This is a genomic window from Arcobacter iocasae (assembly GCF_042214795.1).
GTDB classification, from domain to species: Bacteria; Campylobacterota; Campylobacteria; order Campylobacterales; family Arcobacteraceae; genus Arcobacter; species Arcobacter iocasae.
Window position 1 is genome coordinate 2,665,901 of sequence record NZ_CP090177.1, and the last position, 22,219, is coordinate 2,688,119.

Annotated in this window: 26 protein-coding genes; 23 read left to right on the forward strand and 3 right to left on the reverse strand. The window is 28.1% G+C overall.

The annotated features are described in order from the left end of the window. The first annotated feature begins 38 nt into the window (after positions 1-38). On the forward strand, positions 39-1,445 hold the full coding sequence (pepV, locus tag LXN10_RS13370) for a dipeptidase PepV (RefSeq protein ID WP_375723487.1): 1,407 nt from the start codon (positions 39-41) through the stop codon (positions 1,443-1,445). Positions 1,446-1,464: 19 nt separating this feature from the next. Here the strand turns inward: pepV and LXN10_RS13375 are convergent, their stop codons facing one another. Both LXN10_RS13375 and LXN10_RS13380 read right to left on the reverse strand, forming a co-directional pair. Continuing rightward, entirely contained in the window at positions 1,465-1,827 is a 363-nt protein-coding gene (locus LXN10_RS13375; RefSeq protein ID WP_375723488.1) for an HIT family protein, read from the reverse strand. An 8-nt stretch (positions 1,828-1,835) separates the two neighbouring features. Next, positions 1,836-4,250 carry an HD domain-containing phosphohydrolase gene (locus LXN10_RS13380; protein WP_375723489.1) on the reverse strand — a complete coding sequence of 805 codons (2,415 nt, stop codon included), beginning with the start codon at positions 4,248-4,250 and terminating at the stop codon, positions 1,836-1,838. A gap of 301 nt (positions 4,251-4,551) precedes the next feature. Here LXN10_RS13380 and rpmJ point away from each other — a divergent pair, with 301 nt between their 5' ends. The 8 genes from rpmJ (at position 4,552) to guaB (ending at position 10,420) form a co-directional block, all read left to right on the forward strand. Then, on the forward strand, positions 4,552-4,665 hold the full coding sequence (gene rpmJ, locus LXN10_RS13385; protein ID WP_041660148.1) for a 50S ribosomal protein L36: 114 nt from the start codon (positions 4,552-4,554) through the stop codon (positions 4,663-4,665). A gap of 2 nt (positions 4,666-4,667) precedes the next feature. Continuing rightward, a complete protein-coding gene (rpsM, locus tag LXN10_RS13390) occupies positions 4,668-5,030 on the forward strand; it encodes a 30S ribosomal protein S13 (RefSeq protein ID WP_129099904.1) in 363 nt (120 codons plus the stop codon). Positions 5,031-5,039: 9 nt separating this feature from the next. Beyond that, positions 5,040-5,432, forward strand: coding sequence for a 30S ribosomal protein S11 (gene rpsK / locus LXN10_RS13395; protein ID WP_013135229.1), 393 nt, complete (start codon positions 5,040-5,042; stop codon positions 5,430-5,432). Between the two features lie 10 nt (positions 5,433-5,442). Continuing rightward, positions 5,443-6,069 (forward strand): 30S ribosomal protein S4, encoded by a 627-nt coding sequence (rpsD, locus tag LXN10_RS13400; RefSeq protein WP_013135230.1) that lies wholly within the window; start codon positions 5,443-5,445, stop codon positions 6,067-6,069. A 19-nt stretch (positions 6,070-6,088) separates the two neighbouring features. Continuing rightward, complete coding sequence (locus LXN10_RS13405) at positions 6,089-7,087, forward strand: DNA-directed RNA polymerase subunit alpha (protein ID WP_013135231.1); 999 nt, start codon at positions 6,089-6,091, stop codon at positions 7,085-7,087. A gap of 12 nt (positions 7,088-7,099) precedes the next feature. Beyond that, positions 7,100-7,450 carry a 50S ribosomal protein L17 gene (gene rplQ / locus LXN10_RS13410; protein ID WP_129099906.1) on the forward strand — a complete coding sequence of 117 codons (351 nt, stop codon included), beginning with the start codon at positions 7,100-7,102 and terminating at the stop codon, positions 7,448-7,450. Positions 7,451-7,597: 147 nt separating this feature from the next. Beyond that, positions 7,598-8,959: an Asp-tRNA(Asn)/Glu-tRNA(Gln) amidotransferase subunit GatA gene (gene gatA, locus LXN10_RS13415; protein WP_375723490.1), complete on the forward strand. Its 1,362-nt coding sequence runs from the start codon at positions 7,598-7,600 to the stop codon at positions 8,957-8,959. A gap of 15 nt (positions 8,960-8,974) precedes the next feature. Continuing rightward, positions 8,975-10,420 carry an IMP dehydrogenase gene (gene guaB, locus LXN10_RS13420; protein ID WP_375723491.1) on the forward strand — a complete coding sequence of 482 codons (1,446 nt, stop codon included), beginning with the start codon at positions 8,975-8,977 and terminating at the stop codon, positions 10,418-10,420. Positions 10,421-10,597: 177 nt separating this feature from the next. On the opposite strand, the gene LXN10_RS13425 is transcribed toward guaB, so the two are convergent. Further along, entirely contained in the window at positions 10,598-11,560 is a 963-nt protein-coding gene (locus LXN10_RS13425; RefSeq protein WP_375723492.1) for an integron integrase, read from the reverse strand. Between the two features lie 318 nt (positions 11,561-11,878). On the opposite strand from LXN10_RS13425, the gene LXN10_RS13430 reads away from it, so the two are divergent. The 14 genes from LXN10_RS13430 (at position 11,879) to LXN10_RS13495 (ending at position 22,187) form a co-directional block, all read left to right on the forward strand. Next, a complete protein-coding gene (locus LXN10_RS13430; protein ID WP_375723493.1) occupies positions 11,879-12,721 on the forward strand; it encodes a hypothetical protein in 843 nt (280 codons plus the stop codon). A gap of 95 nt (positions 12,722-12,816) precedes the next feature. Next, positions 12,817-13,248, forward strand: a complete 432-nt coding sequence (locus tag LXN10_RS13435; RefSeq protein ID WP_375723494.1) for a hypothetical protein — start codon at positions 12,817-12,819, stop codon at positions 13,246-13,248. Between the two features lie 35 nt (positions 13,249-13,283). Beyond that, positions 13,284-13,589 (forward strand): hypothetical protein, encoded by a 306-nt coding sequence (locus LXN10_RS13440; RefSeq protein WP_375723495.1) that lies wholly within the window; start codon positions 13,284-13,286, stop codon positions 13,587-13,589. Between the two features lie 99 nt (positions 13,590-13,688). After that, on the forward strand, positions 13,689-14,159 hold the full coding sequence (locus LXN10_RS13445) for a hypothetical protein (protein ID WP_375723496.1): 471 nt from the start codon (positions 13,689-13,691) through the stop codon (positions 14,157-14,159). A gap of 81 nt (positions 14,160-14,240) precedes the next feature. Next, positions 14,241-15,233: a hypothetical protein gene (locus LXN10_RS13450; protein ID WP_375723497.1), complete on the forward strand. Its 993-nt coding sequence runs from the start codon at positions 14,241-14,243 to the stop codon at positions 15,231-15,233. Positions 15,234-15,337: 104 nt separating this feature from the next. Continuing rightward, the gene (locus LXN10_RS13455) at positions 15,338-15,904 is read left to right on the forward strand and encodes an SMI1/KNR4 family protein (protein ID WP_375723498.1); all 567 of its coding nucleotides are present in this window, start codon (positions 15,338-15,340) and stop codon (positions 15,902-15,904) included. A 588-nt stretch (positions 15,905-16,492) separates the two neighbouring features. Next, a complete protein-coding gene (locus LXN10_RS13460; RefSeq protein WP_375723499.1) occupies positions 16,493-17,605 on the forward strand; it encodes a hypothetical protein in 1,113 nt (370 codons plus the stop codon). Positions 17,606-17,710: 105 nt separating this feature from the next. Further along, positions 17,711-17,893: a hypothetical protein gene (locus LXN10_RS13465; protein WP_375723500.1), complete on the forward strand. Its 183-nt coding sequence runs from the start codon at positions 17,711-17,713 to the stop codon at positions 17,891-17,893. A gap of 55 nt (positions 17,894-17,948) precedes the next feature. Next, positions 17,949-18,488, forward strand: a complete 540-nt coding sequence (locus LXN10_RS13470) for a hypothetical protein (RefSeq protein ID WP_375723501.1) — start codon at positions 17,949-17,951, stop codon at positions 18,486-18,488. Between the two features lie 79 nt (positions 18,489-18,567). Further along, the gene (locus tag LXN10_RS13475; RefSeq protein WP_375723502.1) at positions 18,568-18,834 is read left to right on the forward strand and encodes a hypothetical protein; all 267 of its coding nucleotides are present in this window, start codon (positions 18,568-18,570) and stop codon (positions 18,832-18,834) included. Positions 18,835-18,937: 103 nt separating this feature from the next. Next, positions 18,938-20,776, forward strand: coding sequence for an NERD domain-containing protein (locus LXN10_RS13480; protein ID WP_375723503.1), 1,839 nt, complete (start codon positions 18,938-18,940; stop codon positions 20,774-20,776). A 95-nt stretch (positions 20,777-20,871) separates the two neighbouring features. Continuing rightward, complete coding sequence (locus LXN10_RS13485) at positions 20,872-21,117, forward strand: type II toxin-antitoxin system Phd/YefM family antitoxin (protein WP_013135237.1); 246 nt, start codon at positions 20,872-20,874, stop codon at positions 21,115-21,117. Further along, a complete protein-coding gene (locus LXN10_RS13490) occupies positions 21,111-21,404 on the forward strand; it encodes a Txe/YoeB family addiction module toxin (RefSeq protein WP_375723504.1) in 294 nt (97 codons plus the stop codon). The genes LXN10_RS13485 and LXN10_RS13490 overlap by 7 nt, the downstream gene beginning before the upstream one ends. 336 nt (positions 21,405-21,740) lie before the next feature. Next, complete coding sequence (locus tag LXN10_RS13495) at positions 21,741-22,187, forward strand: heme-binding domain-containing protein (protein WP_375723505.1); 447 nt, start codon at positions 21,741-21,743, stop codon at positions 22,185-22,187. Positions 22,188-22,219 lie beyond the last annotated feature (32 nt).

Below are 22,219 nucleotides of genomic sequence, written 5' to 3' on the forward strand. Positions count from 1 at the left end.
GCTATTTAAATCACTTCAAACTCACATTAGGAATTCATATGTTATTTACTAATTTAATAGAAAATATGAAAGATGAAATTATCAATAAAACTCAGGAACTTATTCAAATAAAAAGTGTAGAAACTAAAGCAAAACCTAACATGCCTTTTGGTGAAGGTGTTAATGAAGCTTTGGAATATACATTAAAACTTTGTGAAGAACTAGGATTTAAGACAAAAAATGTAGATGGATATGCAGGACATGCAGACTTAGGTGAGGGGGATGAGATGATAGGAATTCTTGTTCATTTAGATGTAGTCCCTGAGGGTGATTTGAAAAAGTGGATATTCCCACCATACAGTGCAACTATTAAAAATAATCGCATTTATGGAAGAGGAGCGATTGATGATAAAGGTCCTACAATAGCAGCTATTTATGCTATGAAAGCATTAAAAGATAGTGGTGTTTTATTAAAAAAGAAAATCAGAATTATTTTTGGCACAGATGAAGAAAGTGGTTGGGAATGCATGCGTTATTATTTAAAAAAAGAAAAAGCTCCTCAGATTGCTTTTACCCCAGATGCAAACTTTCCAGTTATATATGGAGAAAAAGGAATTATTACTCTTAAATTAAAACAAGAGTTTAATATATCTTCAACTTCAAATATAAATATAAAATATATAAAAGGTGGAGAATTGTCTAATATAGTTCCAAACTATTGCGAAGCCTTACTTTATATTAAAAATGAGCCAAGCTCTATTTATGAAGAATGTTTAAGTCTTATTACAAAAGAGAATTATTCAATAGATTTACACTTAGATAACAATAATCTTTATTTAAAATCCCATGGTGTATCTGCCCATGCTATGGAACCACAAAAAGGTAAAAATGCAATTTCTCAATTAATGAAAGTACTAAAAGTACTTAATTTAGAATCTACTCAAATGAGTAGTTTTATTGATTTTTATAATAATAAAATCAATACACAAACAAATGGAGAAGCTCTTAATTGTCAAATGAATGATAAAGACTCAGGAGAACTTACCCTTAATGTTGGAATAATTGATTTTGATGAAAATAAAGCTGAATTAACATTAAATATCCGTTATCCAGTTACTAAAAAAGATACAATAGTAATCGACAAAATAAATGCTAATCTTATTAATAGTAATATTAAAATGAAAATTATAAATAATATGCCTCCTTTATATATGCCAAAGGATAGTAAACTTGTTCAAACCTTGACTAGAGTATATAAAAAAATGACAAATGATGATACTCAAGCTCAAACATTCGGTGGAGGAACATATGCAAGAGCATTGGATAATGCAGTTGCTTTTGGACCTATTTTCCCTGGTCAAGCAAACTTAGCTCATAAAGCAGATGAATATATAGAAATTGATAACTTAATGAAAAATACACAAATTATGGCACAGGCAATTTATGAGCTTGATTTATTAGATTGATATCTCGTATTAAAAATTTTTAATTTTCAAGTTCTTTTACCAATTCTTTATAAAATTCTTCAAAAGAGGGTAATACAAGCTTTGCTTCTCTTTGTATTTTTCCCCACATAGGTTCAGGAAAATAAGAATCTTCTTTAAATCTTGCCATTATATGAAAATGTACATGGGGAACATAGTTTCCAAAAGATGCAATATTTATCTTCTCTGGGTTAAAATATTTTATCATCTTTTTTTCTATAATATCAAGGGCTCTTAATATCTCCATTTTAGTTTCTTGATTACACTCACTAAACTCTTTTAAATCTTTTTGAGTGAAAATTTTTAGCCAAGGTATCTCACTTTTTTCAATTTCTACTTTTATTAAATTATTTTCGTAAATCATATTTTCCCTTATATATTTTCAAAATCAACTGTGATTTCATCCATTTGTTCTTCACTTAAATATTTATTTGCATAATCAAGGTGAAGATTATTATCAACAAAAAATTTCACAATATCCCTATCTAAATGTTGATCTTTTATCATAAATGATAAAATTTTTAGTGAAGTATTAAGTGAATTTGCTTTTTTATATGGTCTATCATTTGCCGTTAGTGCTTCAAAAACATCAGCAACTGCAAGTATTTTATCTTCTATCGTCATAGGTAAATCAAGAATTTCAGGAGCTGAATAACCACCACCTTTTACCATTTTATGATGAGAACCAGCAATTACAGGAACTCTTCTTAATTTTTTAGGAAAAGGCATAGTTTCTAGCATCTTATAAGATACTGTAACATGGTTGTTTATTATATCCCTTTCTTCATTTGTCAAAGTACCTTTTTTTATACATAAATTATATACTTCATTTTCACTTAGTAAGTTCATATCCTCACCATTTATTTTAAGTTTTTCTTTTGCAATCTCTTTTATTCTCTCAATTTTTTCATCTTCCATAAATTCACCACCTGTGTTACATGAAATAACAAAATCAAGGTCTTCCTCTAACGAAGTGATTTTATTTTGAAAAGCTATTGTTAATTGTTCTTTTTCTTTTTGTGAAGAAGTATTTGAAATATTTTTATAATATGCTAATTCATAATCTTTTTTTACAATTTCAAATTTTGCTTTTACTGTATTTACTCTGTCATAAATTGTTTCTAGTTTTTTACCTTTATCTACAACATACTCAGGTGTAACAATTTTACCAATATCATGAAGCCAAGCAGCTCTACTCATTTGTTTTATTTCATCTGCTGTAAAACTAATATCTTTAAAGACTGTTTTGTCATCATTTATTGCTTTTGTGAGAGTTTCTGCAATCTCTGCAACTCTATTAATATGACCACCTGTATATTCAGATTTTTCACCAATAGCAGTTGCAATTGATTTAATAAAAGAGTCCAATAAATTTTCTAATTCAGTTATTAGTCTATTGTTTGTAATTGAAACAGCAGCTTGTGATGCCATTGATTCGATAAGTTGTTTATCTTCATTTGTAAAAGTGATAGTATTACCATCATCATCCATTTTATTTAGTAATTGAAGTACTCCTATTACATCATCTTCATGGTTTTTCATTGGAAGTACAAGCATTGATTTTGTTCTATACCCTGTTGATTCATCAAACTTTTTTGTACCCTCAAAGTTAAAATCTTTTGTTTCATAAACATCAGGGATATTAATCAATTTACCATCTAGAGCACAAAGAGCTGCTACCATTTGTTCATTTGGTTTGCCATTTTCTTTATATAAAGGTAATTCAGGCCAGGTTATTTTACCTTCTGTTCCTCCCATTTTGATACTTAATGAATCAGTTTGTACAACTTGAAACTTTAATCTTTTTTCATCTTCTGTTACTAAATATAAAGTTCCCCCATCAGCATCAGAAAACTCTTTTGCTCCTAGAAGTATTTTCTCCATGAGAACATCAAAGTTCTTTTCGCTAGTAAGTGACTTACCAATGTCAATTAATTTTTTAATCTCTTTTTTGTTTATATTAGATCGATTAGTATTATAAGCTAGATATTCATTAGATAAAGATAATACATCTCCATCATCTAATATTTTGCCCTCATTAAGAAGTAAACCATAATCATGTATCTCTTTTCTTAAGGTCTTTTCATAGGAAGGTTTTATATGATTTATATAAACTCTTAAATCATCTCTTTTTAATTTCTTTAATTCATCATTTAATAAGGCAGGAGTTAAATGCTTACTATCAAAAGCTAATTGTTTGAATTGTGAAGGAAAAGATACATCAATTATTAAAGATTTGATATTTAAATCATTATTTATAGTTTCCCAAATAGAATCACAACAATAAGTATCTGATGAAAAAAGTAAAGAGTTTTCATTTTTTGTAATTATATAACCACAACTAGAATTAGTATGGTTGTTTTTTATTGCAGTAACTTTGGTATCATCATCTAAAGTAATTGTTTCATTTATACTAATAGGCTTAAAAACTATAGCTTTGAATTTTTTATTAATTAATTCTATTTCAGAAAAGTCAGGCCAAATTTCCCAGTTCAAAATATATTTTTTTAGATTATCTAAGGTTTTACTTGTTCCATAGATTGTAATTGGCTTTTTTCTTTTTTCAAAAAAGATATCAAGTATATATGGAATATCATTTAAGTGATCTAAGTGGGAATGTGTCAAAAATATATTATCAATATATTGACCATCTTCTCCTAAACCTTTTACAATATTTCCAGCATCAATAACACTATTTGCATTTATCTGTATACATGTGGTATTAGAACTTAGACTTTTACTACCATAGGCACCTAAGACTTTTATAGAATTTTTCATTACTTTCATTATCTTCTCCAATTATTCTTAAAAGATTATATCAAATAATTTTTAAAATAATTTTCTTTTTGACACTTGTCTCCTTAAGTAAGGTAAAATTAATTAATAAAATCTTAAGCTAACTTTAAATATAATCCAATTCCATTTTTCAACCACAAAAGAGTTTTTTATAAAAATTTTGTGTTTTATAAAGAGTTGGTAGGAAGAGCGCAAGTGGACATAAGTATTATACATAAGTGAAGCAGTTCACTTTTTATTCACGCTTCTTGCCTGTTGAAAATGTGGATAATAAACACAAAGGAAAGCAACTATGAAAGTTAGAGCTTCGGTAAAAAAAATGTGTGACAAATGTAAAGTTGTCAAAAGAAGAGGGATCGTAAGAGTAATTTGCGAGAACAAAAAACACAAACAAAGACAAGGATAATCATGGCAAGAATTGCGGGTGTTGATTTACCAAACAAGAAAAGAATGGAATACGCATTAACGTATATTTTTGGAATTGGGTTATTTAACTCAAGATTAATCCTTGATGCTACTGGAATTTCTTATGACAAAAGAGCTCATGAGTTAACAGAAGATGAAGCAGCAGCTATCAGACTAGAGATCCAAAAAAACTACCAAGTTGAGGGTGATCTTAGAAAAAAAGTAGCTATGGATATTAAATCACTTATGGACTTAGGTTCTTATAGAGGGTTAAGACATAGAAAAGGTTTACCGTGTAGAGGGCAAAAGACTAAGACTAATGCTCGAACTAGAAAAGGTAAAAAAAGAACTGTTGGTGCAGCGTAAGGATAAACAATGGCAAAAAGAAAAGTAACTAGAAAAAAAGTAGTAAAAAAGAATATTGCTGATGGTATCGTTCATATTGCGGCATCATTTAACAATACTATGGTAACAATAACTGATAGAGCTGGAAATGCAATCGCATGGAGTTCTGCTGGAAACTTAGGTTTCAAAGGTAGTAAAAAATCTACTCCTTTTGCTGCTCAAGCTGCAGTAGAAGATGCAATGGCAAAAGCAATTGAACACGGTGTCAAAAATGTTGGTATCAAAATTCAAGGACCAGGTTCAGGTAGAGATACAGCTGTTAAAGCAGTAGGAGCTATGGAAGGCATCAGAGTTTCATGGTTAAAGGACGTTACACCGTTACCACATAATGGTTGTAGAGCTCCTAAGAGAAGAAGAGTGTAAGGAGTAGTACATGGCAAGATATAGAGGACCAGTAGAAAAAATCGAGAGAAGACTTGATGCAGACCTTGGATTAAAAGGTGAAAGAAGACTTAACGGAAAATCTGCATTAGAAAAAAGACCATTCGCTCCAGGACAACACGGACAAAGAAGAACTAAACTTTCTGAGTACGGTTTACAACTAAGAGAGAAACAAAAAGCTAAATTTATGTACGGTGTATCTGAAAAACAATTCAGAAAATACTTTAAAGAAGCAGCAAGAAGAGAAGGTAATACAGGATCTAACTTAATTACTTTAATCGAACAAAGATTAGACAATGTTGTTTATAGAATGGGATTTGCTACAACTAGAGCAAATGCTAGACAATTTACAACTCACGGTCATATCTTAGTAGATGGACAAAAAGTTGATATCCCTTCTTTCGTAGTAAAACCAGGGCAAAAAATTGAGATTAAAGAGAAATCTAAAACTAATCCTCAAATAGTAAGAGCTTTAGAATTAACTAATCAAACAGGAATGGTTGAATGGGTTGATGTTGATAAAGACAAAGCATTTGGTATTTTTACTAGAATTCCTACTAGAGAAGAAGTAGTTATTCCTGTTGAAGAAAGATTAATCGTAGAGTTATATTCTAAATAATAAATAAAGGTAGCAGCGTATGAAAAAATTTGCAGACACTCCATTTTTACCAACAGAAGTTGAAATCGAAGCAATCAGTGAAACTGAAGCAAAGATTTCTGCATATCCATTTGAAAGTGGTTTTGCAATTACATTAGCGCACCCTTTAAGAAGACTTCTTCTATCTAGCTCAGTTGGATACTCTCCAATTGCAGTTAAAATAGAAGGGGCAAGCCACGAGTTTGATTCTTTAAGAGGTATGCTAGAAGATATTGCTATTTTTATTATCAATCTTAAAAATATTAAATTTAAAATTCTAAGTGATGAAAATCAAGTAGAAGTTGAATATTCTTTCAACGGACCTAAAGAAATTAAAGGTTCTGACTTAGTAAACTCTGATGTTGAAATTGTAAGTCCAGAAGCTCATTTAGCTACAATCAATGCTGATTGTAACTTAACTTTCTCTGTTATTATTCAAAAAGGTATTGGTTATATGCCTTCAGAAGATATTAGAGATATGGTTTCTAGTGATTATATTCCACTTGATGCTTTCTTTACTCCAGTAAAAAAAGTTGTTTATGATATTGAAAAAATGCTAGTAGAAGACAACCCTAACTTTGAAAAAGCTGTATTTACAGTTCAAACAAATGGGCAAATTACACCAATCAATGCTTTTAAAGAAGCTGTTTCTGTAATGTATTCTCAAATGTCAGTATTCAATAAAGTATTCGATTTATCTGAAGTAACAGTTAGCGATTCAACAGAAGAACCTGTAGAATTAAAAGATTTAATTGTTAAAATTGACGATTTAAATTTAAGTGCTAGAAGTTTTAACTCTCTTGATAGAGCTGGGTTAAAATACTTAGGTGAATTAGTACTTATGAGTGAAGTAGAAGTTAAAAATATTAAAAACTTAGGAAAAAAATCTTATGACGAGATTGCTGATAAATTAGCATCTTTGGGATTCCCAGTTGAAAATACACTTCCAGAAAATATTGCATCAGCTTTAAGAAGAAAGCTAGAGCAGTTTAAAGCATAAAAAAGGTAAATTATGAGACATAAGCACGGATATAGAAAGTTAAGTAGAACTTCTTCTCATAGAAAAGCATTGTTAAAAAACATGGCAATAGCTTTAATAGAGAGAGAAAAAATTGAAACTACAGTTCCTAAAGCAAAAGAACTTAGAAGATATATTGAGAAATTAATTACAGTTTCAAGAGAAGCTGATTTAAATACTCATAGATTTGTATTTGCTTCATTACAAGATAAAGAAGCTACAAAAAAATTAATTAACGAAATTGCACCAAAATATGTAGGTAGAAATGGTGGATATACTTCAATAATTAAAACAAGAATTAGAAGAGGTGATGCTACACCTATGGCATTCATTTCATTAGTATAATTGCTAATTAAACTTGTTTGTCAAAAAGGGAAGGAGAGCATTGCTCTTCTTCCCTTTTTTTATATAATACAATTAAAAATTATTTTTAGAATTTAATCAATTTTTTTGTATAATCACGATATTTTTACAATTGATTAGGAGTAATAGTTGATAACATTAAAAGAAGCACTTTTATTAACAAATGATGAAATAAATAAATTAAGAAACGAACTAACTGATAAAATAAAAAATAATAGCATTGGTGCCTATATAGAACAATTAACTAATACAGATATTAATATTTCAGGTTCTGGGATACCAATAGCTATAAAAGATAATATAAATGTAAAAGATTGGACTATTACTTGTGGAAGTAATATCTTAAAAGGGTATGTATCTCCTTATAATGCAACTGTAATAAATAATTTAGAAAAAGCTGGATTAAGTCCATTTGGTAGAACAAATATGGATGAGTTTGCTATGGGAAGTTCTACAGAATCTTCTTGTTATGGTAAAACTTTAAATCCAGTTGATAACTCAAGAGTTCCAGGTGGAAGTAGTGGAGGAAGTGCCGCAGCTGTTGCTGGTGGTATTGCTATTGCTGCTCTTGGAACTGATACTGGTGGAAGTATTAGACAACCAGCAGCATTTTGTGGTTGTGTTGGTATGAAACCAACTTATGGAAGAGTTTCAAGATATGGAATTACTGCATATTCTTCTTCACTTGACCAATGTGGACCAATTACTCAAAATGTAGAAGATGCAGCGATCTTATATGACATTATCTCAGGACATGATCCTATGGATTCAACTTCTGCAAATGTAGAATATGATGCTGTAACTCCTAAACTTGATAGTAATAGAAAACTTACAGTTGCTGTAATTGATAACTTCATTGACCAAGCAAGTGATGAAATTAAAGTAGGATTCGAAAAAGCTGTTAAGGCTTTAGAAGAAGCAGGGCATAAAATTGTTCATAAAAATATGGTTGATACTTCTAAAATAGTTTCGACATATTATATAGTAGCAACAGCTGAAGCTTCTGCAAATCTAGCTAGATTTGATGGAGTTAGATTTGGGAATAGACAAGGTGATGCTGGATTAAAAGATATGTATGTTCAAACAAAATCACAAGGTTTTGGGCAAGAAGTACAAAAAAGAATCATGTTGGGTTCTTTTGTTTTAAGTTCAGGGTATTATGATGCTTATTATATAAAAGCACAAAAAGTTAGACATTTGATAAAAGATGAATATGAAAAAATTTTTGAAGAAGCTGATTTGATTTTATCACCAGTTGCTCCAACAACAGCTCCAAAAATAGGTAGCTTTAAGACATCTTTAGAGATGTATTTAAGTGATATATATACTATTTCTATAAACTTAGCAGGATTACCAGCTATTTCATTACCTATTTGTGATGATAAAGAAGGAATGCCAGTTGGGTTACAGTTAATTGGAAAAGCATATGACGAACAAACAGTCTTTGATGGCGCTTTATCACTAGAAAAAGCAGTAAATTATAAAAAGTAAAGAATAGGATAAAAAATGAGAATAAGAACAAGAGCATTAACATTTGAAGATGTGTTATTAGTACCAGCGAAATCAGAAGTTTTACCAAAAGAGGTATGTTTAAAAAGTAAATTAACAAAAAAAATAGAACTAAATGTTCCTTTTGTATCTGCTGCAATGGATACAGTTACTGAATATCAAGCTGCTATTGCAATGGCTAGACTTGGTGGTATAGGAATTATTCACAAAAATATGGATATAGAAACACAAGTTTTACAATGTAAAAAAGTAAAAAAATCTGAGTCAGGTATGATTATTGATCCTATTACAATCAAGCCTGATCAAACTATTCAAGATGCTGAAGATATTATGGCTTCATATAAAATCTCAGGTGTTCCTGTTGTTGATGATAATGGTATCTTAGTTGGTATTTTGACAAATAGAGATATGAGATTTACAAAAGATTTTACTCAAAAAGCTTGTGACAAAATGACAAAAATGCCATTACTTACAGCAAAAGAGGGTACTACACTTGATGAAGCTGCTGATATTATGCATGCAAGTAAAGTTGAAAAATTACCAATTGTAAATAATGAAAATAAATTAATCGGTCTTATTACAATCAAAGATATTAATAAAAAAAGAGAATATCCAAATGCAAATAAAGATGAATTTGGAAGATTAAGAGTTGGTGCGGCTATTGGTGTTAATCAATTAGACAGAGCAAGAGCACTTGTAAAAGCTGGTGTTGATGTATTAGTACTTGATTCTGCTCATGGTCACTCAAAAGGTATCTTAGATACAGTAAAAGCAATTAAAGCTGAGATGGATGTACAAATCATCGCTGGAAATGTTGCAACTGCAGAAGCAACAGCTGACTTAATAGCTTGTGGAGCTGATGGAGTTAAAGTTGGTATTGGACCTGGAAGTATTTGTACTACTAGAATTGTTGCAGGTGTTGGTGTACCTCAAATTACTGCTATTGATGAATGTGCAGCAGAAGGTGCAAAAACTGGAACTCCAATCATCGCTGATGGTGGGATTAGATACTCAGGTGATGTTGCAAAAGCATTAGCAGTAGGTGCTAGTTCTGTTATGATGGGAAGTGCTTTAGCTGGAACAGAAGAGAGTCCAGGTGAAGTAGTTCTAAGCCAAGGTAGAAAATTTAAAACATATAGAGGTATGGGTTCAATTGGAGCTATGACTAAAGGAAGTACTGATAGATATTTCCAAGAAGGAACAGCTGCTGATAAACTAGTACCAGAAGGTATTGAAGGTATGGTTCCATATAGAGGAAGTATTGGAGATATCATTCACCAAATGGTAGGAGGACTAAGAAGTTCAATGGGATACCTAGGAAGTAAAGATATTCCAACATTCCAAGCAACAGCAGAGTTTGTTGAGATTACTAGTGCAGGGCTAAAAGAGAGTCATGTGCATGATGTGACTATTACGAACGAAGCGCCTAACTACCATATTTAGAAAGCTTTAGCTTTTTAAATATGCTTCGTTCACCTTCATTTTTAGAGACAGTCACTTACTACTTGTAAGCTCCTGCCTCTAAAAACTTGCTTGCCTTGCCTCTTTAAATTCTAAAGTTTTCTAATACTTTAACTGCATATTAGTATATTTTATCATTTTTTAATAATTAAAACTTTACTAAAAATCCAATGGACTTATTATTTCATTTTTATTCAATTCTTTTACTACGTGAGTATATATCATCGTAGTTTCTATTGATTTATGACCTAATAGCTCTTGAATTGAGCGAATATCTGTGCCATTTTGCAAAAGATGAGTTGCATAAGAGTGTCTAAAGATATGAGCTGTAACTCTTTTGTCTATATTAGATTTTGTAACCGCATTTTTAATATTTCTACTTAAAGTTACATCTAAAATATGATGTCGTCTTTGTTCACCACTTCTAGGGTCTTTTGAAATCTTATCCATAGAAAAAATATACTGCCATTTGGTTTCAGATTTTGCTTTGGGAAATTTTCGCTCAAGTGCATAAGGGATATATACACTTCCAAAGCCATCGTTTAAATCTTTTTGGTGCAACTCTTTGACTTTTTGTACTTGTATTTTGAGTTCTTCCTTTATTTTTAAAGGAAGTGGTAATGTTCTATCTTTGATAGACTTACTATCCCAAATATAAATTTTATCAAATCCAAAATCTATATCTTTAATTCTTATGTTTTGGACTTCTTTCATTCTAAGTCCACACCCGTACATAAGTTTGACCATAAGTTGATAGATGCCCTTCATATTAAGAATGATTCTTTTTACTTCCTCTATAGTTAGAACAACTGGAATATGTTTTCTTTCTTTAGCTCTTAAAGCTTGTATATTCTCATTTTTTAACGATATATTTAAAACTTGTTCGTATAAAAATAATATTGCATTAAATGCTTGGTTCTGTGTTGTTGGAGATACATTTAACTTCGTAGCTAGATGGGTAAGAAACTGTTCGATTTCTAATTTCCCCATATCTTTTGGATGTCGCTTATTATGGTAAAGTATATATCGTTTAGCCCAATGAACATAAGTCTTTTCTGTGCTTATACTATAGTGTTTAAATCTAATTTTATCTTGCATAATATCCAATAATTTTTTACCCATAATGCACCTCCAAATAAACTTAACAAAATGCATGTTTATCACGATATTGTCATAATATACATACATTATGTACTATTATCATCTAAATATCGACAATAAACATACATAAAAATTATAGCAAATGATTAAAATTTATTTAAAAAATATAACAAATTGCAATATTTTTTATAATTAAATGTTTTAAAAGACCTTATTTAAGGTGTTTGTAGCTGTTTTAATATACGACATTTTTTATGTATGTTATTTGTTAATTTTCAGGCTATCTTGTATATAATGTATGTTCAATAATTAGTTATGTTAAAAAAGGATATATAACAAATGAAACCAGAACATAGTACTGATTTAATTAAAGATTTAGTAAAACTTCCATTAAATTATTTTATTTATATTAAAAATATTATTTTAAAAAAACATACTATAGACTATCAAAATTATGACATCCTGTATCATATTGGATATTTCATAATTTCAATTATAATATTAGACTATGTGGTTGGCTTTTATACTACACTCAATATCAATACTATACAAATTGATTTATTAAAAATGGTAAATAAACCATATATATTTATATTTTATATTTTTAATGCCTTACCACTTGGAATAATATTTTCTACAATTGTTTATAGTACTGTTGCTTCTATAGACAAAAAATTTAGCTTCCTTATTTTGATAAATAGTTTTAGTCAAATTATAAAATTATTCAGTATTTTAAATGTAGTTATCGCAATTATTATGCTCGTTGGGATAAATGAGTTAATAATAAATCAAAATAATATATTTGATTACAATGAGTATAAAAAAGCTATTCAAAATAATTATATATTGTATATAACTATATTTGCTAATGTAGTAATAATTTTAATTTCATTTTTTAAAATAGTGTTTAATCCATTATCTAGACTTTTGAAAAAGAAGTTTTCATTATTTATTTCAATATTGATAAGTTTAATTATTATTCTAACTACTGTAGCTATCAATACATATCTTTATAATACTTTATCAATCTATCCAAAAATAGAAGCAAAGAAGCTAATCAATAAAAAAGAATTTTGTTTACAAACTATAAATCATTCCATTGAAAACAACGAGACATTAAGAAATGAAATGACATTTATGAAATATACAAATATGCTAGTGAAATGTAATGAACTTAAATAAAAACATAACAAATCAGTGAAGCCAATAAATTACCCTACGGGCAATTTATTGGCTCATTTTAAACGTTATACACATAAAAGACAAAGGAATTTTGAATGGCAATTTTTGGTGCTGGATCTAAATGGGACGAAGATGAATTAAAAGATGAGTTTTTTAAAAATAATAAATTTACTATTGGCTGGAATGAAAAGAGTGCAAATGATTTATATGAAGCAGTTTCTTTATTAAAAGTTGGAGATATTGTCTATTTAAAAGGGAATAGACCTGGTTCACGAGATATACGAGTTAAGGGTATAGGTTTAGTTACAAAAAGTTTTATTCAATGCTTACAAAATGGGGAATATGGAACTAGTGATATTTCGGATTGGAATAGCTTTTTTATAAAAATAAAATGGATTTATAAAGATGAGTTTAAAATAGTTATTCCAGATGAAGAAGGTAGATTAACCAATATCAGAGCTGCAACATTTTATGAAGAATATCTACCTTATGTTCAAGAAAAGATTATTGATAAAATAATTAACTAAACATATGTATAACAAATCATTGGAGAGAAAGATAAATGTTAAAAATTCGTAGATATTCTACATGGCAAGACAAAATACGAAAGTATAAAATAGTTCTTGATGGAAATACACTTGGCAAAATCAGTGATGGAGAAACACTTGAATTTCCAATTTCTAACGGCAAACACGAACTTACTCTAAAAATTGATTGGTGTCGTAGTCAAAAACTTACATTTGATAAAAAAGATGATGATGTAGAGTTTGAGTGTGGTAGCAATTCACAAGGCTTGAATATATTTTTAGGGATATTATATGTTACTTTTAAATACAATGAATACATTTCACTGAAACAAATCAAATAACAAATCAGAGGAGCCAATAAATTACCCTGCGGGCAATTTATCGGCTCATTTTAAACGTTATGTTTAAATACAAATCAACCTAAATAAAGGGAGGAGACTATGGCGAAGTTTTATTTTTGTAATGGAACAAAACAGAATAATTTACCTTGTGCAATTCATGTTAAAGAAGAGAGAGACAAATGTCATTTTCATGGTGGAGGAGGACCAATTTTAAGTGCTTCTCAAGTTTATAAATCAACTAAAAGTGTCATGGATGCAGTAGTTTATTCACATACTGTGTTTCAAGCTTATCCATTTGTCCAAAATATTATAGAAAAAACAATTACTATTGTCACTCCTCTTTTACCTAGTTTTGCAAATATTTCAAATCTCAAAAGTTCAACTTACGATGTAATTGATAAATCACAAGAACTATCAGAGTTAATGGATGAATATAAAAATGAAATTATCAATAATATTTCTATCCAAAACGAAGACACTCTTACTGATATTTGTCAAACATTGTATGTATTAGATTCATATTTAGAACAGGGAAGTGAAGGTGAAGCGACTATGGTTATGACGACATAAACATAACAAATCAGTGGAGCCAATAAATTACCCTGCGGGCAATTTATTGGCTCATTTTAAACGTTATACAAAGGAAATACCATGTTAATATCAATACGAAATGTTTGTAATTTTATTATTTTATCAACCCCAAGTAATCTTGAAAAAAAAGAAATATTAGAAGTAAACAAAACTCATCCATTCACACATTATATGATTTGTACACTAAATAGATTAAGAATAAAACCTAATTCAATCAAAGAGAATAATAATATTACTAACTTTACAATTTTAGAACAAATCAATGAATATGATTGGAAAGAACATAATTTTACTTTTTTAGCAATGTTTAATAATGAAAAAGCAACATTAAAATCTGATGGAAAAATTATATCACTAACTTTAGAAAGTGGAAAAAAAGAAATATTTGAAAATTTATTTACATTTCTAGGTATGATTTCATATAATAATCCAGAAATTCACAAATATATTGAACAGTTTTTATATTTAGATGTTCAATATATTGGTCAAACAGAAATGGGAAACAGTCAATATCTAAGATTTAAAGGCCATGAAAAAATAAATAAAGTTTCAAATGAAATTATTGAAAATAAACCAAACAAAGAGGTTATAATAAAACTTATGTCGTTTCAAAAACCATTTACTAGTGCAATGATGCATCCTGATATAATAAGTGATGATTCAAGAAGAGATTGGTTGCCAGATGGTGGATTAATAGAAAGTATGCCAAGTTCAGATTGGAAAACATTAGTTGAAGGTACATTAATAAAATATTTTAGTCCAAAATATAATGTACATTTTAAAGATAATTTTCCATCTGAAAGACATAGTAGTTATAGTTATTTTTTTGATAAAAATATTCGTTCTGTATCTGTTGAAATGCATGAAGAATATATGGCACATAAAACTGGTAATGATAATGTACAATACACTAGAATAAGATTAATTGAATATTTACTTAAAAATGATGAAGATGGTGTTTTCCTACATAATAATGACAATCAAGATATGGATGAACTGATAAATATGTATAACAAAACAGAGGAGAGGAACGAGTACCCCATCAGCTTTTAAGTATCTTTAAACTATCATTTAAAAGATAGTGAGAAAGTAAATTTGAAGTGCCATTATGGTTACATCGTCCCTCCCTTCGGTCGTTATAGTATGGGAGAATTTAATTGCAAAAGTTATTTAAACAATTTGAAGAATGGTTACAAGAGAATTATAAAGAAGGTATAAATGACTTAAATAGCCCAATTACTGACCAAGAGATTATTGAACTCGAAAAAGGTCTTGGGTTTTCAGTAGCAAAAGATTTAATAGAAATACTTAAAATTCATAATGGACAAAAAGGGAATGCTAGTTGGCTTTTTGAAGGACAAGAGTTTCTTTCATCACATAGAATTCTTGAAGAATGGAAAGTATGGCAAAATCTTTTAGATAGTGGTGATTTTGATGATAATATATCTGATGAAGTAGATTCTGTAATTAAAAATAATTGGTGGAATTCTATGTGGGTACCATTTACTTATGACGGGATGGGCAATCATTATTGTATAGATATGAATCCTACTGAATTAGGAGATAAAGAACAGATTATCACAGTGTGGCATGATACTGCAGAACGAAAATTGTTAAATAGTAGCTTTTATTTATGGTTTGAATCATATATAACAAAGCTTATTGCAGGTGACTTTATTTATTCTAAAAAATATGATTCTATAGTAAATAAAAATGAAGTTTAACTATAACAAAACATTAGAGAGAAATATTTGACCCTGCGGGTACAACTATTTCTCAACTCAAACGTTATATGCACATGGAGATAAAGATTGAATAAAATAACACAAGATAAAGCTTTAGCCTTTAATAGTTTTTTAATTATATTTGGATTTTCATTATTTTTTGGAATCATAAACTTATTCCAATCAATTGTTAAATCAATTATAGAATTTAATATAAGTAATCAAAATTTATATCAGATATCAGTTTTAGTTGATTTTATTTTTTTATTACTCTTTATTATCTTAATGTTTTTATTTTTGAAGAAAAAAAGATTGTTTTTAAAAATATATATTTTTACATTAGTAAGTTCAATAGTTTCTTACATTTACACCTATGTAACCACTGAGGACATTTCTTACTTTTTAATAGTATTAAAATTAAGTATCTCTTTGGGGTTATTGGCGTATTTTATTAGGTCAAAAGATGTTAAACAAACATTTATTAATTAATTTAACATATAACAAATCAGAGGAGCTAATAAATTACCCTGCGGCTAATTTATTAGCTCATTTTAAACGTTATGCATACGCAAGGAGATAGTCATAGAATTGTTAATTGACACGCTAGTAAAATTATTTTTTTCAATTCCTACTATTATTCAGGAAATTAGCAATTGGTCTAAGAATAGTGTTTTTATTTACCCGTTAATATTATCATTGATATCTGCTTTTATTTTTTGGATAACTTTTTCATATATTCCTAATAGGAATAGAAAAAAGAAGCTTCGTCCAGTTTTAGAATTAGATGTGTTTCAAGTTTATAATAGTTTATTTTCTCTTTTTGACTTAATTATGCGTCACCGTGAAAATAGCCCATCTAATTATCAAAATAACATCAGAGGTGGATTATTAACGCAAGCTGATATAGAGTTAGGGCTACAAAATAAATGCTTGAATGAAAGCTATTTGTTTGATACAAACATAAACAAACATTTAATGGTAATAGGTGAAGAAATATTTGAACGATCTGACAATATCGATCAACTAATAAATAAGATTTTGAACTTAAGTCAATATGCATCACCAGAAGAAATAATACTTCTTGAACAAATTAGGCAAGAAATCAGAAGATATGATTATGGTGAGAAAGGTGTTCAAAAAAGTGCCATCAGTTTGATTGGAACTCAAAAGTTATACCCAATGGTTCCTGTTTTGTATTACAGAAAAAATAACTTTTACGACCTTTACCAGCTATATATTAAACTCCAAAACATTATTTTTACGGAATACAATTATTTTGAAAGGAATATATACCTATTTAAAATTCAATATCTCTATTATTCTAGCCAATACTCAAAATGCAAAACTTTTATTACCAAGCATGAAAAAGAATTTAAAAAAGATTTGATTTTTTACAAAAACTATTATGCTTTATGCGAACATCAACTTGCTAATAAAAAACAATTTTATACTTTAATTGAAGAAGTTTACAAAGACCGTCCTTATAATGGAAGTTTAGTCTCTTCAAGAGGCACTTTAAAACATTTTTTAAAAGACGCAAAGGTTATGGAAATTTTAGCTCGATATCATTCTCAAGATGAAATTAATACGTTAAAGACAACTATTGAAAAAGAAAATAAAATGCATGAGCATTTTACAAAGACCAATAAATCATTATCAGAATATTTTTCAGCAAAAGACACTAGGTTGAAAGCATTATGAAATTAGTTAAAATGCATAACAAATCAGTGGAGCCAATAAATTACCCTGCGGGCAATTCATCGGCTCATTTTAAACGTTATGTCCCTACTAAAAGGTTATTAAAATATGGAAGAATTACAAATTAAACTAAAAGAAATGCTTACTGATAAACAAGATACATGGAACAAAGATGTATATAATAGTCAACACTATCAAGAAGAATTAAAATTGATTAGAAATATAACAAATGATTTTATTTACACCTTAAACTCAATATCTTTATATTCTACAAGAGCAGGAAACATATGATGATTTTTTAACAATAAAAGCCATTGATGATATTTTGCAATCTGTAATCGCTATCTTGTCATTAGTAGAACATGGAATTCACAATACTATAAAAAGAGAATTAAGATATTTAATTGAGATGATGACAAAATATGTCATTGTTGATTATGTAAAAATGGGTGAAAGTTTAACTACAAAAACTCAATATTTAAAAGATTCAATTCCAAATTCATCTATTGACGTAATAGATGAGTATAAACCTCCTTTATCAGGTGTAAAAAATGATGAATTTAAGGCTGAAGTAAAAGATTTCTTCTATAAAGCCTGTGCTTATGTTCATCCGTCTAAGAAGCAAATAGATGAACAAGTAAAAAACTATGAGAGAGGAAATACCATTGGATTTGAATCTAGCAAAATGCTAGCTGATATGAATAAACTTATTTTTAGAGCATATGACATGATATTAGTTATGCTTTTTCATGGCTTTGGAGATTCAATGAGTGGAGATTTATTTATTCAATTATTAGATGACAACAAAAAGTGGAAATTTCATAAATCAAAGTACGTAAAAGAATATTCTAAAAACTTTGATTATAAACACGAACGAAAGACATAACAAAAACGAGGAGACGCAATAATTTACCCTGCGGGAAAATTATCGCTCACGATAAACGTTATATGAAAAGGAAACATAGTTGCCAGAAAATATGAATTGTTATTCCAATAAAACAGCACAAAGAATAATTAAAGAGATAAAAAATCTTGAAAGAAGCTTGGAATCTACAACACGTAATTGTGAAGGAACTAAAAAAGCTAAAAAAAAATTGGAAAAAATTCAAAATCTAATAAATGAAGCTCAAGATGACGGTTTGCTAAATCAAAATGAATATAATGATTGTTCAAATCTTTTAAGTGAACCGATTAGAAAATTGTTTAGAGAAAAATTTGAAGGAAAGTGTTAGCAATGCAATCATATAACAAATCAGTGGAGCCAATAAATTACCCTGCGGGCAATTTATTGGCTCATTTTAAACGTTATCTTTAAAATAAATATATGGGACTTTAATGAACAATAATGAAATAATCTATCAAATTGAAAAAGAAATAAATAATGAGATTAAAGTCATTATTAATAAATTAGATGCTGAAAAGTTATTACTATTTTTATTAATACAACAAGAAATTATGTTTTCAACTTTAAGAGATGAAAAATTAGAATATAAAGAAAAACTTTCTGAAAGTTTTTCTTATACTATCAATTTAATTAAGCATTATAAAAAAATTAAATTATCAAAACTACAAAAATATAATATCACAGAATATACAAATTTAAAGAAAGATATTTTGAATGATTTAACTTCTTTATTATTAACAAAAAGTAAAGTAATTGATTTCAAAATTTATATTAATAAGCAAGGATATAAACTTAATGTAGAAAATAATATATTAACAATTACTCATGAAATTGATAATTATATTAAATACTATAAACTAGGTTATTTAAGAAGTGTTATTGAAGATATGTATTGCGCAACAATGTCAATTTCAAATAATACTTCAAATTTTATTCAAGTAGTACAAAAATCATTTGAACGACAAATAGATTTTTTTAAAATAATAGATAGAGACACACCAATGGAACGAATTAGGTTTTTATTTTCTCAACCTTTGTGTAATATTTTAACAAATATTAAAGATGGAAATTCAGACTATAGAATAAATTCTAGCTTTAATAATTATTTTGCAAATAGTGATATTAATATAAATGACAAATGTTCAAAATCAACTAATATTAGATGGATTGATTTATTGAAATTTACTATTGGAATAAGTAATATTTCAATTTTCATGGATAATACAATAAAAGAACAATGTAAAAATAATAATATAATGTTCAATAATTCAATTTTATTTCCTACTACAGATAAATTAGTTTTTGATGTATTTAAACTTTTATTTAATGAAATAAATAAAGATATATTAGATAAAGATATAGAAAACTTTATTAAAAAATTTACAACTGATTTAACAAAATCAAAAATAAATGATAAAACAGATATTCAATTCAAACCTATTGTTAAAATAAGTAATGATTTTAATTTTTTATTATTTAGAACTCTTGGTGCTACTAATTTAATTAGAGCATATTTATCAAATCATGAATTTGGCTTAGATGAACAAGGTGATAAATTTGAAGAAATCGTAAAGAATACATTTTTAAAATGTTTTGATAATGTTGAAAATAGTTTAAAATTTAAAAATAAAGATAATGAAAAAGGAGAAATTGATATTTGTGTTTTAGGAAATAATAATATATACTTTGTAGAATGCAAAAATAGGCTACATCCAATTTCTGCATCTTCATCTACAAATAACTATGAATATATCATGAAAGCTACTAAAGAACAATTACCTAAAGCAATAAATTATTTTAATGAAGATAGAAAATCATTTATAAAAAAATATTTTAAAAAATCAATTGATAATATTGAAGATTTTAATATTTATAAAATGGTAATACTTTCAAATAGAAATGTATCTGGATTAAATATTGATGATGTAGCAATAAGAGATACATATTCATTAGACCGCACATTATTAGTAGGATATGGGAATATGGGCTATATATCTTCAAATGATAAAGTATCATTTGAAGATAATTCTGAAAGAATAGATTTTTGGGAAAATAAGACTTCTTTTCAAGAAATAGATTTAATAAATTATTTATCAGAAGAATCAATATTTTTTAAATTTTTAGAAAATAATGTAGCTATTGAACAATTAAGAGAATTTAAATATAAAGATTATATTTTTAAAGATTTAGTGTATGCATATGAAGCATATCAAAAAACAGAAAAATCCGGGGACAGAATACCTATTAATAAAAAATTATACTCTCCCTAGATTTAGTTTTTATGGTCATAATCACTAAATTTACATCTCTTGACAAGTCGTACGATATTGAGTACAATATTGAAAATTAACTATTAAGGACAGATATGACAAGAACTATGTCAGTAAGTCAAGTTAGAGCAGATATATATAATGTGATGGATGAAACGGCACAAACACATGAACCGATACTTATAACAGGGAAAAGAAATAATGTTGTTATGCTTTCCCAAGAAGATTGGAATGCTATAGAGGAAACATTGTATTTAAATAATATACCAAATATGGTATCTTCGATACAAGACTCGATGAATGAACCAGATAGTGAGTTTAGTGAAGATATTGAATGGTAAAATATAAAATACTCTATAGTAAACTAGCATTAAAAGATGCTAAAAAATTATCGAGTGCTAACTTAAGCCCAAATGCTAAAGAATTAATTGAGATTATTAGAAAAAATCCATTTCAAAATCCTCCCCCTTATGGTGTAACCCCGCAGGCACGAGGACAAAAACTAGTTGGTAGTTTAAGTGGTACATATTCTAGAAGAATAAATATTCAACATAGACTGGTTTATGAAGTAAAAGAAACTGACAAGGTAGTAAGAATCCATAGAATGTGGTCACATTATGGAGAATAAATTACAATTACAAATTATACCTTAGAGGTTGAATCTTTATTTTTTGTTTAATTACTAATTCTTAAAATAAAATACTCTCATTTATACTTAACCCTTTATTCAAACTCTCTTCATCGAGTTTTACTTGTCTTGCATTGAAATCTATTGATTTGATTTGCTCACACATTATGAAATTCGTGTAAAAAATACTTATTAAACTATTTTGTAAATTATTTTTTCGATTTTTATATAAAATGATTGGATTTAACTTTATTCATCTTATATTCATATTCACTTCATGTTGAATTCATAATAATATTCTATAATCGCTGCAAATGATTAAATTAGGAGACAATGATGAGTAAAGGTAAGGTTATTTTAGGGATAGCTGTTGTAGCTGTTTTAATTCAATTTATTCCTTATGGAAAAGATTATACAAACCCACCAGTAGAAAAGGAACCTCAATGGGATTCAATGCAGACAAAGGTGTTATTTGATAAAGCTTGTGCTAATTGCCACTCAAATAAGACAACTTATCCATGGTATAGCAAAGTTGCACCTATCTCTTGGTTGGTTGCATCTGACGTTGAAGAGGGTAGAGACCATTTAAATGTTTCTATGTGGGGTGTACAAAAAAGAAATAAAGGTGATGAGGCTGCAAAAGAGGTAAAAGGAGGAGATATGCCACCTTTTTATTATCTTCCAACACATCCTGAAGCTAAACTTACTCAAGCTGAAACTCAACAACTTATTTTAGGTTTGGAAAAAACATTTGGTAGTGAAGAAGAACATGACAAAGATTAAAATTGATAATATATAAGTGATTTTTTAGCTAA

Excerpts from the sequence above, each read along its gene's own strand:
- rpsM (WP_129099904.1), top strand. The coding sequence starts at position 4,668 with ATGGCAAGAATTGCGGGTGTTGATTTACCAAACAAGAAAAGAATGGAA.
- LXN10_RS13430 (WP_375723493.1), top strand. The coding sequence starts at position 11,879 with ATGAAACCAGAACATAGTACTGATTTAATTAAAGATTTAGTAAAACTT.
- LXN10_RS13375 (WP_375723488.1), bottom strand. The coding sequence starts at position 1,827 with ATGATTTACGAAAATAATTTAATAAAAGTAGAAATTGAAAAAAGTGAG.
- LXN10_RS13495 (WP_375723505.1), top strand. The coding sequence starts at position 21,741 with ATGAGTAAAGGTAAGGTTATTTTAGGGATAGCTGTTGTAGCTGTTTTA.
- LXN10_RS13445 (WP_375723496.1), top strand. The coding sequence starts at position 13,689 with ATGGCGAAGTTTTATTTTTGTAATGGAACAAAACAGAATAATTTACCT.
- LXN10_RS13485 (WP_013135237.1), top strand. The coding sequence starts at position 20,872 with ATGACAAGAACTATGTCAGTAAGTCAAGTTAGAGCAGATATATATAAT.
- rpsK (WP_013135229.1), top strand. The coding sequence starts at position 5,040 with ATGGCAAAAAGAAAAGTAACTAGAAAAAAAGTAGTAAAAAAGAATATT.
- LXN10_RS13465 (WP_375723500.1), top strand. The coding sequence starts at position 17,711 with ATGGAAGAATTACAAATTAAACTAAAAGAAATGCTTACTGATAAACAA.
- LXN10_RS13480 (WP_375723503.1), top strand. The coding sequence starts at position 18,938 with ATGAACAATAATGAAATAATCTATCAAATTGAAAAAGAAATAAATAAT.
- guaB (WP_375723491.1), top strand. The coding sequence starts at position 8,975 with ATGAGAATAAGAACAAGAGCATTAACATTTGAAGATGTGTTATTAGTA.
- LXN10_RS13380 (WP_375723489.1), bottom strand. The coding sequence starts at position 4,250 with ATGAAAGTAATGAAAAATTCTATAAAAGTCTTAGGTGCCTATGGTAGT.
- rpmJ (WP_041660148.1), top strand. The coding sequence starts at position 4,552 with ATGAAAGTTAGAGCTTCGGTAAAAAAAATGTGTGACAAATGTAAAGTT.
- LXN10_RS13450 (WP_375723497.1), top strand. The coding sequence starts at position 14,241 with ATGTTAATATCAATACGAAATGTTTGTAATTTTATTATTTTATCAACC.
- LXN10_RS13425 (WP_375723492.1), bottom strand. The coding sequence starts at position 11,560 with ATGGGTAAAAAATTATTGGATATTATGCAAGATAAAATTAGATTTAAA.
- LXN10_RS13405 (WP_013135231.1), top strand. The coding sequence starts at position 6,089 with ATGAAAAAATTTGCAGACACTCCATTTTTACCAACAGAAGTTGAAATC.
- rplQ (WP_129099906.1), top strand. The coding sequence starts at position 7,100 with ATGAGACATAAGCACGGATATAGAAAGTTAAGTAGAACTTCTTCTCAT.
- pepV (WP_375723487.1), top strand. The coding sequence starts at position 39 with ATGTTATTTACTAATTTAATAGAAAATATGAAAGATGAAATTATCAAT.
- LXN10_RS13490 (WP_375723504.1), top strand. The coding sequence starts at position 21,111 with ATGGTAAAATATAAAATACTCTATAGTAAACTAGCATTAAAAGATGCT.
- rpsD (WP_013135230.1), top strand. The coding sequence starts at position 5,443 with ATGGCAAGATATAGAGGACCAGTAGAAAAAATCGAGAGAAGACTTGAT.
- LXN10_RS13440 (WP_375723495.1), top strand. The coding sequence starts at position 13,284 with ATGTTAAAAATTCGTAGATATTCTACATGGCAAGACAAAATACGAAAG.
- LXN10_RS13435 (WP_375723494.1), top strand. The coding sequence starts at position 12,817 with ATGGCAATTTTTGGTGCTGGATCTAAATGGGACGAAGATGAATTAAAA.